Source organism: Microbacterium sp. AB (assembly GCF_032878875.1).
Classification (GTDB): Bacteria; Actinomycetota; Actinomycetes; order Actinomycetales; family Microbacteriaceae; genus Microbacterium; species Microbacterium betulae.
Window position 1 is genome coordinate 1,631,919 of record NZ_CP118157.1, and the last position, 14,230, is coordinate 1,646,148.

Below are 14,230 nucleotides of genomic sequence, written 5' to 3' on the forward strand. Positions count from 1 at the left end.
CCCGCTCGCTCAGTCGTCGGCCCGCGCGCCGAAGACGATCTCGTCCCAGGAGGGCATCGACGCGCGTCCGCGCCTGCGCGGCGAGTCGCTCTCCTCCTGCTGCTGCGGAGGGCGCGTCTCGTCGGAGCCCTCCTCCTGCCCCGTCGCGTATCCGGGCTCGAGAGCGTCGAACAGCGCCACGGGCGCGGGGGCGGGCTCCTCCGGTTCCCCGGTCTCGGCCTCCGGCTCCAGCACGGGGGCCGTCTCGCGCTGTCCGCGTCGACGGCGCAGCGCCTCGAGGAGATCCGCGGTGTCGGGGTTCGGCGCTTCCGTGCTCGGCGCGCGCTTCGTCGCCGCCTCGCGCACGGACGGGATGGAGCGTGTGAAGCCGTCGGCGGCGTCATCGGCGTCGGGGGCCCGACGCGGTCCGAAGGCGCCGGAGTCGAACCGCTCGTCGTCCTCCGCGGGGGCGACGTCGAGCGCACGCAGGCGGGGGATGAGGCCGTCCGGCATGGGCCCCTGGCGGGACAGCTGCGTGGCGTCGGCGTTGAGGGGGGCGAGCGCGCTGCGCCGGGGGTCGAAGCTCCAGCGGGCGTCGTGATCGACCTCGGCGGCGGTGAACTCGACCTTGACGATCCAGCCCGTCTCGTCCTTCCAGCTCGTCCAGCGCTCGCGCGTCGCGTCGATGTCCGCGAGCTTCGAGCGGATGGCCTCGCCGAACGTCGGGTTCTGCTCGCCGGTCAGATCCACTCCCATGAGGACCGGAACGGCGAGCGCCCGGCCGACGATGTGCTCGCGCTCGGCGAGCACGGGCCCCTCGAAGCGCCGCACGTCCTCGACCCGGGCGGAGAGGAGCTCGGCGACCTCCTCCGACGACAGCCCGGCGCGGATGTGCTCCTGGATCTCCTTCGGCCTCGGCGCCGGCGTGCGCGATTCCTCGCGATGGGCTGCGCGGTCGATCCGCCGGATCTCCGAGCGCAGCAGGTCGTCGACGGGGAGCGTGTAGCGCTGCCCCGACTCGCTCGCCAGGACGAGCTTGCCGTCCTCGGTCCCTACGATCGTGAGCTGATCCATGCCCTTGCTCCTCACACGATGACAATCGGTGTCCCGTCATGGTTCCACGCGTCTCGGCCCACGGGCGGGAATACCGCGGGCGCGCCGCGAGTTTCATCGCTGGCACGACCCGACGCGTCGTACGCGGGCGCGCCGCGCATTTGCGAAAGACGCGGGCGTCGTGCAAACTATCGCCGCCCCGCCGCACCGCGGGACGAGCAGCACCCGACGACGAAAGAAGTGACGCCCTCAGATGGCAACCGACTACGACGCCCCCCGTAAGAGCGACGACGACAACAACGAGTCGATCGAGGCGCTCAAGGCGCGCCGCCCCGACAACGCGGGATCCATCGACTCCGAGGACGCCGACAACCCGTCGAGCTTCGACCTCCCGGGCGCCGACCTGTCCAACGTGGAGCTCGACGTCGTCGTGCTGCCGCCGCAGGACGACGAGTTCACGTGCATGAGCTGCTTCCTCGTGAAGCACCGTTCGCAGCTCGACCACGACGGCGCCGACGGGCCTATCTGCCGCGACTGCGCGGCATAGCCTGCGCGCGGAGCACGGCCGCCGCGAGGCGGTCGGGCGTGCGTATCGAGATCGTCCACGACGTGACGGGATCGTCGGGATCGGTGTTCGGGACGAGCACCACCCCGTCGATCCCACCGCGGACGAGATACCAGCCGCGAGGATCGAGGTCCACCCCTCTGGCGGCCTTCGCCTCCTCGCCCGCGAGGGCGACGGGGTCTCCGAGGTGCTCGACCTCGATGCGCGCCTTCCCGGCGCGCAGCACGCCGTCGCGCACCTCGACGACCGGGGAGCCGGCGATGAGGAGCGCGATGACGACGATCGCCGCGATCGCGCCCAGGCCGAGCGAGACGGCGGGCTCGATGCGCACGAAGACCAGCGTGACCATGGGTGCGACGATCGCGGCGGAGGCGAGCGTCCAGAGCGAGGGCGAGAGGCGCTCGCGGAAGTCCGCGACCGCGTGGCCGTCCTGGGAGGACGTGCTGTTCGGGGAGGACACTGTGTTCTGCATTACCCTCATTGCGTGACCGATATCGTTGACGTTCCCATTGTGGCACCCGGCGTCCCCGTCTACGCGCACCCGGGCGACGCGGGCGCGGATCTGGTGGCGGCCGAGTCCGTGCTGATCGCCCCCGGCGAGCGCGCGCTGGTCGGAACCGGCGTGCGCATCGCGTTGCCCGACGGATACGCGGCGTTCGTGGTCCCACGCAGCGGGCTCGCCGCGAAGCACGGCATCACGATCGTGAACGCGCCGGGCACGATCGACGCGGGCTACCGCGGGGAGATCCGCGTCGCGCTGCTGAACACCGACGCGCGCGAGGCCTACCGGGTCGCCGAGGGCGACCGGATCGCTCAGCTCATCCTGATGCCCGTGCCCCGCGCGCGGTTCATCCCCGTCGACGAGCTGCCGGAGTCCGCGCGCGGAGAAGGCGGCTTCGGCTCGACGGGATACGAGACGACACGAGGAGTGGCATGACCGACGAGAGCGAAGAGCAGGGCGACGAGCTCGCCGCCGCGGGGATGGGCGGCGCGGCACCGGCTGCGCGCAGTCGCGCGGAGGACGGCCCGTTCGACGAGAGCGAGGCGAACCCGGTGCGGCCGTACATCGATCTCGGCGGCATCAAGATCCTCCCGCGCGAGGGGCTCAACCTGCGCCTGGAGGTCGAGGAGCAGTCGAAACGGATCGTGGCGGTCGGGCTCGACTACGCCGAGTCGACGCTGCAGGTGCAGCCCTTCGCGGCTCCCCGCTCGACGGGGCTGTGGGAGGAGACGCGCGACCAGATCCGCGACCAGGTCCGTCAGCAGGGCGGGCGCGTCGAGGAGCGGGAAGGGCCGCTGGGCCCCGAGCTTCTCGCCGAGGTGCCCGTCGTGGCGGGCGGGGGCGGCTCCGAGAAGCGCCTCGCGCGCTTCATCGGCGTCGACGGCCCTCGCTGGTTCCTGCGCGGCGTGGTCGGGGGGCTCGCGACGAGCGACCTCGGCGCGGCGGAGAGGATCGAGGATCTCTTCCGCTCGATCGTCGTGGTGCGCGGCGGCACGCCGATGCCCCCGCGCGACCTCATCCCGCTGAAGATGCCGCAGTCGCCGGGGGCGGCGTGACGGATCCGTCCGGCCGCGCGGAGGAGGGGACTCCTCTCGAGCCGCCGGCGCCTCGCGCGTCCGATGCGCTCGGCGCGGCGCTCGGCGGCGCCGCGCAGCGCCTGGGCCTCGACCCGGCAGGGGAGGCGAGCACCGGTCAGGTCGTCTGGAAGGCGATGGGCGGCTGGCGCGGCGTGCTCGAGTCCGTGCTGCCGAGCCTCGCCTTCGTCGTGCTCTTCACGATCCGCCCCGACGTCCTCGCGCTCGCGCTCGGCGTGTCGGTCGGGCTCGCGGCGGTGTTCACGCTCGTCCGCTTCGCGCAGAAGTCTCCGCCTGCGGCGGCGCTGGGCGGTCTCGTCGCGGCGGCGGCCGCTGCGGCGCTCGCGCTGTGGACCGGCCGGGGGGAGGACAACTTCGTGCCCGGCTTCCTCACGAACGGCGTGTACGGGACGGCGCTGCTCGTCTCCGCTCTCGTCGGATGGTCGCTCATCGGCCTCGCCGTCGGGTTCCTCATGGGGGACGGCACGGCGTGGCGGGCCGACCGGCGCAAGCGCCGCGTCTTCTTCTGGCTCGGCATCGCGTGGGCGATCCTCTTCTACGCGCGTCTGGCCGTCCAGCTCCCGCTCTATTTCGCGGGGGACGTCACGGCGCTCGGGACGCTGAAGCTCATCATGGGCCTGCCGCTGTTCGCGCCCCTCGTCGCCGTGACGTGGCTCGCGGTCAGGGCCGTATACGCTCGCGGCGACCCCTGAGGGGCGCACCCGGCCGAGCGCGCCTGGCCGTCCGTCCGTGGTAGATTTATCTCGACATCGAGATAAATAACGCACTGTGAGGGTCTGCTCTCCGATGACGGAGGGTAAGGCACGCCTTCCTAGCAGGACGCCTGATGAGGCGAGCAAGATGGGGGCGTAAGTGCGCGGTCGACCAGGAGGAGACAGCCCGTGTCAACGGTGAACAGCTTCGGTGCCCAGAGCACCCTGACGGTCGGCAGCACCGACTACGAGATCTACCGCGTCGACGCCGTCGCCGGCTACGAGAAGCTTCCGTTCAGCCTCAAGGTGCTGCTCGAGAACCTGCTGCGCACGGAGGACGGCGCGAACGTCACGAAGGCGCAGATCGAGGCGCTCGGATCCTGGGACCCCGCCGCGGAGCCCGACACCGAGATCCAGTTCAGCCCTGCGCGCGTGGTCATGCAGGACTTCACGGGCGTGCCCTGCATCGTCGACCTGGCGACGATGCGCGAGGCGGTCGTCGACCTCGGGGGCGACCCGACGAAGATCAACCCGCTCTCTCCCGCGGAGCTCGTCATCGACCACTCGGTCATCGCCGACCTGTTCGGCAGCGAGAACGCGCTGGAGCGCAACGTCGAGATCGAGTACCAGCGCAACGGCGAGCGGTACCAGTTCCTCCGGTGGGGCCAGACGGCGTTCGAGGACTTCAAGGTCGTCCCGCCCGGCACGGGCATCGTCCACCAGGTGAACATCGAGCATCTGGCGAAGGTGACCTACACCCGCACGGCGGACGGCGTGCTCCGGGCCTACCCCGACACGTGCGTCGGCACCGACTCGCACACGACCATGGTCAACGGGCTGGGCGTCCTCGGCTGGGGCGTCGGAGGCATCGAGGCCGAGGCGGCCATGCTCGGCCAGCCGGTGTCGATGCTCATTCCGAAGGTCGTCGGCTTCAAGCTGACCGGCGAGATCCCGACCGGCGTGACGGCCACGGACGTCGTCCTGACCATCACCGACATGCTGCGCCGGCACGGCGTGGTCGGCAAGTTCGTCGAGTTCTACGGCGAGGGCGTGGCGTCGGTGCCGCTCGCGAACCGCGCCACGATCGGCAACATGAGCCCGGAGTTCGGCTCGACGGCCGCGATCTTCCCGATCGACGACGTCACGCTGGACTACCTGCGTCTCACCGGTCGCAGCGACGAGCAGGTCGCTCTCGTCGAGGCGTACTCGAAGGAGCAGACGCTGTGGCACGACGCGACGCGCGAGCCCGTCTTCAGCGAGTACCTCGAGCTGGATCTCGCGACGGTCGTGCCGAGCATCGCCGGCCCGAAGCGCCCGCAGGACCGCATCGTGCTCACCGAGGCGAAGACCCGGTTCGAGTCCGACCTGACGAACTACGCGCAGGTCGAGCACGATCTCGTCGACCTCGAGGGGTCGGAGTCCTTCCCCGCGTCCGACCCGCCGGGGAACACGCCCGAGAACGAGCACAGCGACCACGTGCACCGTCACCGCAGCCATGCGCCGGTGACGATCTCCAAGCCCACCCCGGTCGTCCTGGAGGGCGGCGAGGAGTTCGTGCTCGACCACGGCGCCGTCACCATCGCCGCGATCACCTCCTGCACGAACACGTCCAACCCCTCGGTCATGCTCGCGGCCGGGCTGCTCGCGCGCAACGCGGTCAAGAAGGGCCTCAAGGCCAAGCCGTGGGTGAAGACGACGCTCGCGCCGGGCTCGAAGGTCGTCACGGACTACTACGAGAAGGCGGGTCTCACGCAGGATCTCGAGGATCTCGGCTTCTACACCGTCGGCTACGGCTGCACGACGTGCATCGGCAACTCCGGACCCCTCATCGAAGAGGTCTCGTCGGCCGTGCAGGAGAACGACCTGGCCGTCACCGCCGTGCTGTCCGGCAACAGGAACTTCGAGGGGCGCATCAACCCCGACGTGAAGATGAACTACCTGGCGAGCCCCCCGCTCGTCATCGCGTACTCGCTCGCGGGGTCGATGAACTTCGACTTCGAGGCGGATGCGCTCGGCACGGACCGCGACGGCAACGACGTGTTCCTCAAGGACATCTGGCCGGACGCCGCCGAGGTGCAGGCGACGATCGACTCGTCGATCGACACCGGCATGTTCACCCATCAGTACGCGAGCGTGTTCGCGGGCGACGAGCGGTGGCGCACGCTGCCGACGCCGACCGGCGATGTGTTCGAGTGGAACGCCGAGTCGACCTACGTGCGCAAGCCCCCGTACTTCGAGGGGATGACGATGGAGCTGACGCCCGTGAGCGACATCTCCGGCGCGCGCGTCCTCGCCACCCTCGGGGACTCGGTCACGACCGACCACATCAGCCCCGCCGGCAACATCAAGGTCGACAGCCCCGCCGGCCGCTACCTCGCCGAGCACGGCGTGGACCGGAAGGACTTCAACTCCTACGGCTCCCGTCGCGGCAACCACGAGGTGATGATCCGCGGAACCTTCGCGAACATCCGCCTGAAGAACCAGCTCGTCCGCAGCGTCAACGGCGGGTCGGAGGTCGAGGGCGGGTTCACCCGCGACTTCACGCAGCCGGGCGGACCGCAGTCGTTCATCTACGACGCCAGCGAGAACTACCAGGCGGAGAGCACGCCCCTCGTCATCTTCGGCGGCAAGGAGTACGGATCCGGCTCGTCGCGGGACTGGGCGGCCAAGGGCACGAGCCTCCTCGGGGTGAAGGCCGTCATCACGGAGAGCTTCGAGCGGATCCACCGCTCGAACCTCATCGGCATGGGCGTCGTCCCGCTGCAGTTCCCCGCCGGGGAGAGCTGGACGTCGCTGGGGCTGGACGGCACGGAGATCGTCTCGATCTCGGGTCTCGAGCAGCTGAACTCCGGCGTGACGCCCAAGACGGTGCACGTGACGGCCGCTCCGAGCGAGCACTCGGCCGCGGGCAAGGAGACGATCGAGTTCGACGCGGTCGTCCGGATCGACACCCCCGGCGAGGCGGACTACTACCGCAACGGCGGCATCCTCCAGTACGTGCTGCGCAGCCTCGTCTGAGAGCCGCCCCCGAACGGGCCCCGGGACGTTCCCGGGGCCCGTTCGACGCCCTCGGACAGCCGCGTCATCCGTCCTCTCCCAGCCGCCGGGCGTAGGCTCGCCCCATGACTCTGCTCGATCGGATCCGGGGGCCGCGCGACCTCGATGCGCTCTCGCACAGCGAACTGGGGGTCCTCGCGGAGGAGGTCCGCGCGTTCCTCGTCGAGAACGTCTCGCAGACGGGCGGGCATCTCGGCCCGAACCTCGGCGTCGTCGAGCTGACGATCGCGCTGCACCGGGTGTTCCGCTCGCCGGAGGACCCGATCATCTGGGACACGGGACACCAGTCGTACGTCCACAAGCTCCTCACGGGGCGGCAGGACTTCTCGCGGCTGCGCTCCCGCGGCGGCCTCGCAGGCTACCCGCAGCGCTCCGAGAGCGAGCACGACGTCGTGGAGTCCTCTCACGCGTCGAGCTCCCTCAGCTGGGCCGACGGCATCTCCCGGGCGTTCCAGCGCACGGGCCGCAGCGACCGTCACGTGGTCGCCGTGGTCGGCGACGGGGCGCTCACGGGAGGCATGACGTGGGAGGCGCTCAACAACATCACGGACGACAACGAGCGCAACCTCGTCATCGTCGTGAACGACAACGGACGCTCGTACGCGCCGACGATCGGCGGCATGGCGCGCTACCTCAACCGCGTGCGGACCGGTGAGGTCTATCGCGATCTCGACGCGAAGTCGGGCCGGCTCGCGGGGCGCTTCGGCGCCGTCGGACGCGCCCTCTACCGCGGCGTGCGCGGCGGGACGCACGGCTTCCTCTCGCGTCTGACGAACAACAGCCAGCTCTACTCGCAGCTCGACATCAAGTACCTCGGCCCCGTCGACGGACACGATCTGACCGCTCTCGTCGAGACGCTGCAGCTCGCGAAGGCGTACGGCGCGCCGGTCATCGTGCACGCCATCACGGAGAAGGGGCGCGGATATCAGCCGGCCCGCGACGACGTCGCGGACCAGTTCCACGCCGTCGGGCGGATCGACCCGCTCACCGGCGGTCCCATCGGCTCCTCCTCGGGCGAGGCGTGGACCGAGGTGTTCGCCGAAGAGCTCGTGCGCGTCGGCGAGGAGCGTCCGGACGTCATCGCCATGACGGCGGCGATGCTGCGGCCGACGGGACTCGCGCCCTTCGCCGAGAGGTTCCCCGAACGGGTGTACGACGTCGGCATCGCCGAGCAGCACGCCGTCGCGTCGGCCGCTGGGCTCGCCTACGGCGGGCTGCATCCCGTCGTCGCCCTGTACTCGACGTTCGTGAACAGGGCGTTCGACCAGGTCCTGATGGACGTGGCTCTGCACCGCGCGGGCGTGACGTTCGTGCTCGACCGCTCAGGCGTCACGGGCCCGGACGGTCCGAGTCACCACGGCATGTGGGACCTCGCCCTGCTGCACATCGTGCCGCACATCCGCATCGCCGCCCCGCGCGACGCCGTGCGGCTTCGGGAGGAGCTGCGCGAGGCCGTCGCCGTCTCGGACGCCCCGACCGTCGTGCGCTTCCCGAAGGGCGCCGTCGGCGCCGAGATCCCCGCCGTGGAGCGCCTCGAGGACGGCGTGGACGTGCTGGAGCGCGGAGACGCGGAGGACGTCCTCGTGGTCGCGATCGGGACGTTCGCGACCACGGCCGTCGACGTCGCGCGGCGTCTGCGGGCCCAGGGGATCGGCGCGACCGTCGTCGACCCGCGCTGGGTCGTCCCCGTCCCGGAGTCCCTCGTCGACCTCGCGGCCCGACACCGTCTCGTCATCACGCTCGAGGACGGCGTCCGCGTGGGCGGGATCGGGACGCGCGTGCGCCAGATGCTGCGCGAAGCGGGGATCGACACCGCGGTCGACGAGCTGGGCCTTCCGGACGCGTTCATCGATCACGCCTCGCGCGAGCAGGTGCTGGAGGACGCCGGCCTCGGCGCGGCGAAGATCGCCCAGGACGTCGTGGCGCAGGTCCTCGGGACACGCGTGCCCGTGGCGCGGCCCGAGAACGATCCGGGCGGCGTGCCGCCGAGGACCGGGCAGATCGAGAGCATCGCGAACCGCTGACGGCGAGGGGCGGGCCGCACACGGCGCCCCGCCCCCCGCACCGCGGTCAGGCGTCGACGCCGCGGATGACCGGCGTGTGGAACGTGCCGCCGAAGACGCGCTCGGACGCCCCGACCCGGTCGAGGTAGACCGAGGCGCCGCCGTCGATGAACGGCCATCCTGCGCCCAGGATGAGCCCCAGGTCGATGTCCTGCACCTCCGGGACGACGCCCTCGTCGAGCATGATCCTGATCTCGCGGGCGAGCTCGTCCTCGACGCGCCGCAGGATGTCGGATTCCGAGACCGGGGCGTCGCCGACCCGGAGGGCCTTCTGCGCCTGCTTGGTCCATCCCGTGACACGGCCGCCCTTGTCCTTCTCGAGCGCCTGGTCGAGCTCGGCGAGGGCGTGCAGGTTCTCCGACGCGTGGAAGCGGTCGGGGAAGTGCGAGGCCATGGTGTCCTGCACGTGCGCCGCCACCTTCCATCCGACGAGATCGATGAGCTGGAACGGCGTCATCGGCAGTCCGAGCGGAGCGAACGCCCTCTCGACGGTCGCGAGCGGCGTGCCCTCGTCGAGGGCGCGCGCCGCCTCGCCCATGACCTTCGCGAGCAGCCGGTTCACGATGAATCCGGGCGCGTCCGCGGAGCCGATGGCGTTCTTGCGGAGGTCCTTCGCCACGACGAACGCCGTCGCGAGCGCCTCCTCGCTCGCCTGCGGCGTACGCACGACCTCGACGAGCGGCATCACGGCCACGGGGTTGAAGAAGTGGAAGCCGACGAGGCGGTCGGGGTGCTCGAGCACGGACCCGATCTCCTCCACCGAGAGCGAGGAGGTGTTGGTCGCGAGGACGGTGTCGCGCGAGACGATCCTCTCGATCTCGGCGAACACCTGCTGCTTGACGGCGGTCTCCTCGAACACGGCCTCGATCACGAGGTCGCAGTCGGCGTACTCGCCCTTGTCGGTCGTGCCGTGGACGAGCGCGCGCAGCCTGTGGGCGGTGTCGGAGTCGATGCGCCCCTTGCCCTCGAGCTTCTCGATCTCCTCGTGGATGGAGGCGAGGCCCTTGTCGACGCGGGCCTGGTCGACGTCGGTGATGAGGACCGGCACCTGCAGACGTCGCAGGAAGAGCAGCGCGAACTGACTCGCCATGAGGCCCGCGCCGATGACGCCCACCTTCGTGACGGTGCGCGCGAGATCCTTGTCCGGTGCGGCCACGGGACGTTTCGCCCGCTTCTGGACGAGGTCGAAGGCGTACATGGACGCGGCGAACTGGTCGCCTGCGATGAGCGTGGAGAGGGCCTCGTCCTCGCGGGCGAACGCCTCCTCGCGGGTTCCCGACCTCGCCTTGTCGAGGAGCTCGAGCGCGAGATAGGGCGAGCGCGGCACGGTGCCGATGCGGCTCTCGAGGGTGGCGCGGGCGACCTTGATCGCGACGGGCCACTTCGTGAGGCGCTCGATCTTCCCCGGCACGTTCTTCCGCTCGACCGTGACGCCGCCGCCGAGGACGCCGTCCGCCCAGGCCAGCGAGTCCTCGAGGTAGTTCGCCGGAGAGAAGATCGCGTCGAAGATCCCGAGCTCGAACGCCTGCTGCGGCTTGAGCGTCCGGTTCTGCTTGAGCGGGTTCGAGACGATGACCTCGAGAGCGTTCTCGATGCCGATGAGGTTCGGCAGCAGGTAGGCCCCGCCCCAGCCGGGGATGAGGCCCAGGAACACCTCGGGCAGGGCGATCGCCGCGGCCGACGAGTCGACCGTGCGGTACGTCGAGTTGAGCGCGATCTCCGTGCCGCCGCCGAGCGCGAGCCCGTTGACGAAGGCGAACGAGGGCACGCCGAGCTCCGAGAGCTTGCCGAGCACCTGGTGCCCGCGCTGGGCGATGAGGACGGCGTTCTCCCGCGAACGCAGTGCGCCGATCTGCGACAGGTCGGCGCCCGCCGCGAAGATGTACGGCTTGCCGGTGATCGCGACCGCGTCGATCTCCCCGGCCCCCGCACGCTTCCGGAGCGTCTCGAGCACGCCGTCGAGCTCGGCGAGCGTCGCCGGCCCGATCGTGTTCGGCCGCTTGTGATCGCGGCCGTTGTGGAGCGTGATGAGCGCGATGGTGCGGCCGCTGGCGAGACGCACATCCTTCACGATGGAGTGCGTCACGACCTCGTCGGCGCCGATCGCGTCCAGGTCCGAGAAGTCGATGGAGCTGTAGTCGGTCATCCCTCGCCTCACTTCCGCTTCTTCTTGCCGGTGTAGTGCGGGTTCTCCCACACCACGCTGCCGCCCTGGCCGAGGCCGACGCACATCGCGGTGAGCCCGTACCGGACCTCCGGATGCGCGGCGAACTGCGCGGCGAGCTGGATCATGAGCCGCACCCCGGACGCGGCCAGCGGGTGGCCGACGGCGATCGCCCCGCCCCACGGGTTCACGCGCGGATCGTCGTCGGCGATCCCGAAGTGGTCGAGGAACGACAGCACCTGGACCGCGAACGCCTCGTTCAGCTCGAACAGGCCGATGTCGTCGATCGTGAGCCCCGCCTTGGCGAGGGCCTTCTCGGTGGAGGGGATCGGGCCGATCCCCATGATCTCCGGCTGCACGCCTGCGAAGGCGAAGGAGACCAGTCGCATCTTGGGCGCGAGCCCCAGCTCCTTCACGGCGGCGGATCCGGCGAGGAGGCTCACCGTGGCGCCGTCCGTGAGGGGCGACGACGTGCCGGCGGTGACGCGGCCATGGGGACGGAAAGGCGTCTTGAGCGTCGCGAGCTGCTCCAGGGTCGTCTCCGGGCGCCGTCCCTCGTCCTCGGTCGCGAGCGCCCAGGCGCCGTCCGCGCCCGTCACGGCGACGGGGACGAGGTCGGGCTGGATGAGCCCCGCGTCGTACGCGACCTGCACCTTCTGCTGGCTGAGCATGCCGAACCGGTCGGCCCGGTCCTTGGTCAGGTGCGGGAACCGGTCGTGGATGCGCTCCGCGGTGACGCCCATGTTGAGCGCGCCGGGGTCGACGAGCCGTTCCGCGACGAAGCGCGGGTTCGGGTCCGCGTTCCCGCCGATGGGGTGATGTCCCATGTGCTCGACGCCGCCCGCGATGGCCAGGTCGTACATGCCGACGCCGATCGAGGCGCCCATGGTCGTCACCGCCGTCATCGCGCCCGCGCACATCCGCTCGATCGCGAGGCCGGGGACCGTGTGGGGGAGACCGGCGAGGAGGGCGGCGCTGCGCCCCAGGGTGAGCCCCTGATCCCCGGTCTGCGCGGTCGCGGCGATGGCGACGTCGTCGATCCTCTCCCCGGGAACGCCGCCGTTCCGCTCCAGCAGTCCGATCATCGCCTTGACGATGAGGTCGTCCGCTCGGGTGTTCCAGTACATGCCCTTCTCGCCGGCGCGCCCGAAAGGGGTCCGCACACCGTCGACGAAGTAGACGTCCGAGAGCTCGGCCACTCTGCCTCCCTATGTCAGTTGACGACCACCCTAGGCGGGGCGCCTGATCGCCCCGCATCGATTGGGACGAACCTACGAAGCCGTCTCCGCCTGCTCTCCGGCGCTTTGCGGCGCACGTACAAACGCGTCCGCGATGAGACCGGCCGTCACGTCGATCTGCCACTGCCGTGCGCCGTGCGCACGCAGGGCGTCGCCGACGGTCTCGGCGGTGACGGGGTGAGGCGGCTCCCACGCGATGCGTCGCAGCGTCTCGGGGGTGAGCAGGTTCTCCGTGGGGATCGCGAGCTCGGCCGCCCTCGCCTCGACGTCCGGGCGGGCCTGCTTGAGCCGCGCGTCGGCCTCGGGACGACGCTCGTGCCAGGCGCGTGGGGGCGGCAGGGCGTCGCTCGGCATGCGCTCGAGCGGGAGATCGGCGCTCTCCCGTCCGGCGACGATGGCGTCCCACCAGCGATCGAGCTGCGAACGGCTCGCGCGCCCGGTGAAGTCCTTGAGCGAGGCGAGCGCCTGCTTGGTCTGCGGCGTCGCGAGGACGGCGGCCACGAGCGCGCGGTCGGGCACGAGCCTGCCGGGGGAGACGTCCTGCTGCTGCGCATACTCCTCGCGTGCGCGCCACAGCTCCCGGGCGACGGCGAGATTGCGCCGGCCGCGCACCGCGTGCAGCCCGCTCAGCCGCCGCCAGGGGTCGGAACGAGGCGGGCGGGGGGCGCGCGCGAGCGTGGCCTCGAACTCCTGCCGTGCGATCTCCGTCTTCCCGGCGCCGGCGAGCTCCGCCTCGAGCCGGTCGCGCACGTCGACCAGGTGGAGCACGTCGAGCGCCGCGTACTCGAGCCACCCCTGGGGCAGCGGACGCGTTGACCAGTCGGCCGCGGAATGGGCTTTCGCGAGGCTGATGCCGAGCGCGGCCTCCACGACCGCGCCGAGCCCCACGCGCTCCCATCCGAGGAGTCGCGCTGCGAGCTCCGTGTCGAAGATGCGCGCCGGGTCGAGGCCGAGCTCGCGCAGGGAGGGGAGATCCTGGCTGGCCGCGTGGAAGACCCACTCCTCGTCGCCGAGCAGGCGCTGGACGGCCGTGACGTCGGGGACGGCGATCGGGTCGACGAGGAGCACGCCCCCCTCGCGCCGGTAGAGCTGCACGAGGTACGCGCGCTGCGAGTAGCGGAAGCCGGAGGCGCGTTCGACGTCCACGGCGACGGGGCCGGTGCCCGCGGCGAGACGGTCGACGGCGGCCGCGAAGGACTCGGCGGTGTCGACGACGGCGAATTCAGTCACGGGTCCTCCGGGCTCCGAGCACGGCGATGTCCTCCGACCCGGGCGGCAGGCCGGCCAGCATGCAGACGAGCTCCGCCCAGGCCTCCACATGGGCCCGGAAGGCCCCGGAGGGAGACCATGACGCACGCAGCTCGATCTGCGCGCCGTCTCCCTCGTCCGCAAGGCTGCCGAAGCCCTTCGAGAGGATCTTCGTCGCCGTGCCGGACGCGGAGGAGTAGGGCGCCCCGCGCGTCGCGAGCGCGTCGACGAGCCACGACCACGTGACATCGGCGAGGAAGGGGTCGGTGCCGATCTCGGGTTCGAGCGGCGCCTGGGCGAAGCTGACGATGCGCCAGGCGCCGCCCCAGGCAGCGGGCTCGTCGGGGTCGTGGAGGAGGACCAGCCGGCCGGTCCCATAGGGCGAGTCGCCGTGATCGTCGGGGCGCACGTCGCCGGCGAGGGCCAGGCTGAACGGCGCGAGCCCCTGCGGGGAGGGGATCTCCCGCACAGTGAGGTCGTCGCGGAACGCCGCCGCCCGCACCTCGGCCTCCGCGTCGGCGAAGGCTCGTGAGCTCGCCCGGTCTCCGTTCACGTCGACAGATTAGAGTGAAGGG

Annotated in this window: 12 protein-coding genes; 6 read left to right on the forward strand and 6 right to left on the reverse strand. The window is 71.2% G+C overall.

The genetic code is table 11. From position 1 onward, the window contains the following. Nucleotides 1–9: 9 nt before the first annotated feature. Complete coding sequence (gene sepH / locus N8K70_RS07590; protein WP_317140990.1) at nt 10–1,053, reverse strand: septation protein SepH; 1,044 nt, start codon at nt 1,051–1,053, stop codon at nt 10–12. A gap of 232 nt (nt 1,054–1,285) precedes the next feature. Here sepH and N8K70_RS07595 point away from each other — a divergent pair, with 232 nt between their 5' ends. Then, a complete protein-coding gene (locus tag N8K70_RS07595) occupies nt 1,286–1,579 on the forward strand; it encodes a DUF4193 domain-containing protein (RefSeq protein ID WP_317140991.1) in 294 nt (97 codons plus the stop codon). Here the strand turns inward: N8K70_RS07595 and N8K70_RS07600 are convergent. Continuing rightward, entirely contained in the window at nt 1,554–2,069 is a 516-nt protein-coding gene (locus N8K70_RS07600) for a DUF3093 domain-containing protein (RefSeq protein WP_317140992.1), read from the reverse strand. The two genes, N8K70_RS07595 and N8K70_RS07600, sit on opposite strands and share 26 nt — an antisense overlap. A 12-nt stretch (nt 2,070–2,081) precedes the next feature. Between N8K70_RS07600 and dut the strand changes: the two genes are divergently transcribed. The 5 genes from dut to dxs all read left to right on the forward strand — a co-directional run bounded on the left by dut (nt 2,082) and on the right by dxs (nt 8,966). Continuing rightward, the gene (dut, locus tag N8K70_RS07605) at nt 2,082–2,534 is read left to right on the forward strand and encodes a dUTP diphosphatase (protein WP_317140993.1); all 453 of its coding nucleotides are present in this window, start codon (nt 2,082–2,084) and stop codon (nt 2,532–2,534) included. After that, a complete protein-coding gene (locus N8K70_RS07610) occupies nt 2,531–3,154 on the forward strand; it encodes a DUF3710 domain-containing protein (RefSeq protein WP_394357816.1) in 624 nt (207 codons plus the stop codon). Before dut ends, N8K70_RS07610 begins: the two co-directional genes overlap by 4 nt. Beyond that, the gene (locus N8K70_RS07615; RefSeq protein WP_317140994.1) at nt 3,151–3,885 is read left to right on the forward strand and encodes a DUF3159 domain-containing protein; all 735 of its coding nucleotides are present in this window, start codon (nt 3,151–3,153) and stop codon (nt 3,883–3,885) included. Before N8K70_RS07610 ends, N8K70_RS07615 begins: the two co-directional genes overlap by 4 nt. A gap of 189 nt (nt 3,886–4,074) precedes the next feature. Further along, complete coding sequence (gene acnA / locus N8K70_RS07620; protein ID WP_317140995.1) at nt 4,075–6,903, forward strand: aconitate hydratase AcnA; 2,829 nt, start codon at nt 4,075–4,077, stop codon at nt 6,901–6,903. Nucleotides 6,904–7,007: 104 nt separating this feature from the next. Then, entirely contained in the window at nt 7,008–8,966 is a 1,959-nt protein-coding gene (gene dxs / locus N8K70_RS07625; RefSeq protein WP_317140996.1) for a 1-deoxy-D-xylulose-5-phosphate synthase, read from the forward strand. Nucleotides 8,967–9,012: 46 nt separating this feature from the next. Here dxs and N8K70_RS07630 read toward each other — a convergent pair whose 3' ends face one another. The 4 genes from N8K70_RS07630 to N8K70_RS07645 form a co-directional block, all read right to left on the reverse strand. Continuing rightward, on the reverse strand, nt 9,013–11,151 hold the full coding sequence (locus N8K70_RS07630) for a 3-hydroxyacyl-CoA dehydrogenase NAD-binding domain-containing protein (protein ID WP_317140997.1): 2,139 nt from the start codon (nt 11,149–11,151) through the stop codon (nt 9,013–9,015). A gap of 8 nt (nt 11,152–11,159) precedes the next feature. Then, on the reverse strand, nt 11,160–12,368 hold the full coding sequence (locus tag N8K70_RS07635; protein WP_317140998.1) for a thiolase family protein: 1,209 nt from the start codon (nt 12,366–12,368) through the stop codon (nt 11,160–11,162). Nucleotides 12,369–12,440: 72 nt separating this feature from the next. Then, a complete protein-coding gene (locus N8K70_RS07640; protein ID WP_317140999.1) occupies nt 12,441–13,637 on the reverse strand; it encodes a ribonuclease D in 1,197 nt (398 codons plus the stop codon). Beyond that, nucleotides 13,630–14,208: a DUF3000 domain-containing protein gene (locus N8K70_RS07645; RefSeq protein WP_317141000.1), complete on the reverse strand. Its 579-nt coding sequence runs from the start codon at nt 14,206–14,208 to the stop codon at nt 13,630–13,632. Before N8K70_RS07645 ends, N8K70_RS07640 begins: the two co-directional genes overlap by 8 nt. Between the last annotated feature and the right edge of the window lie 22 nt (nt 14,209–14,230).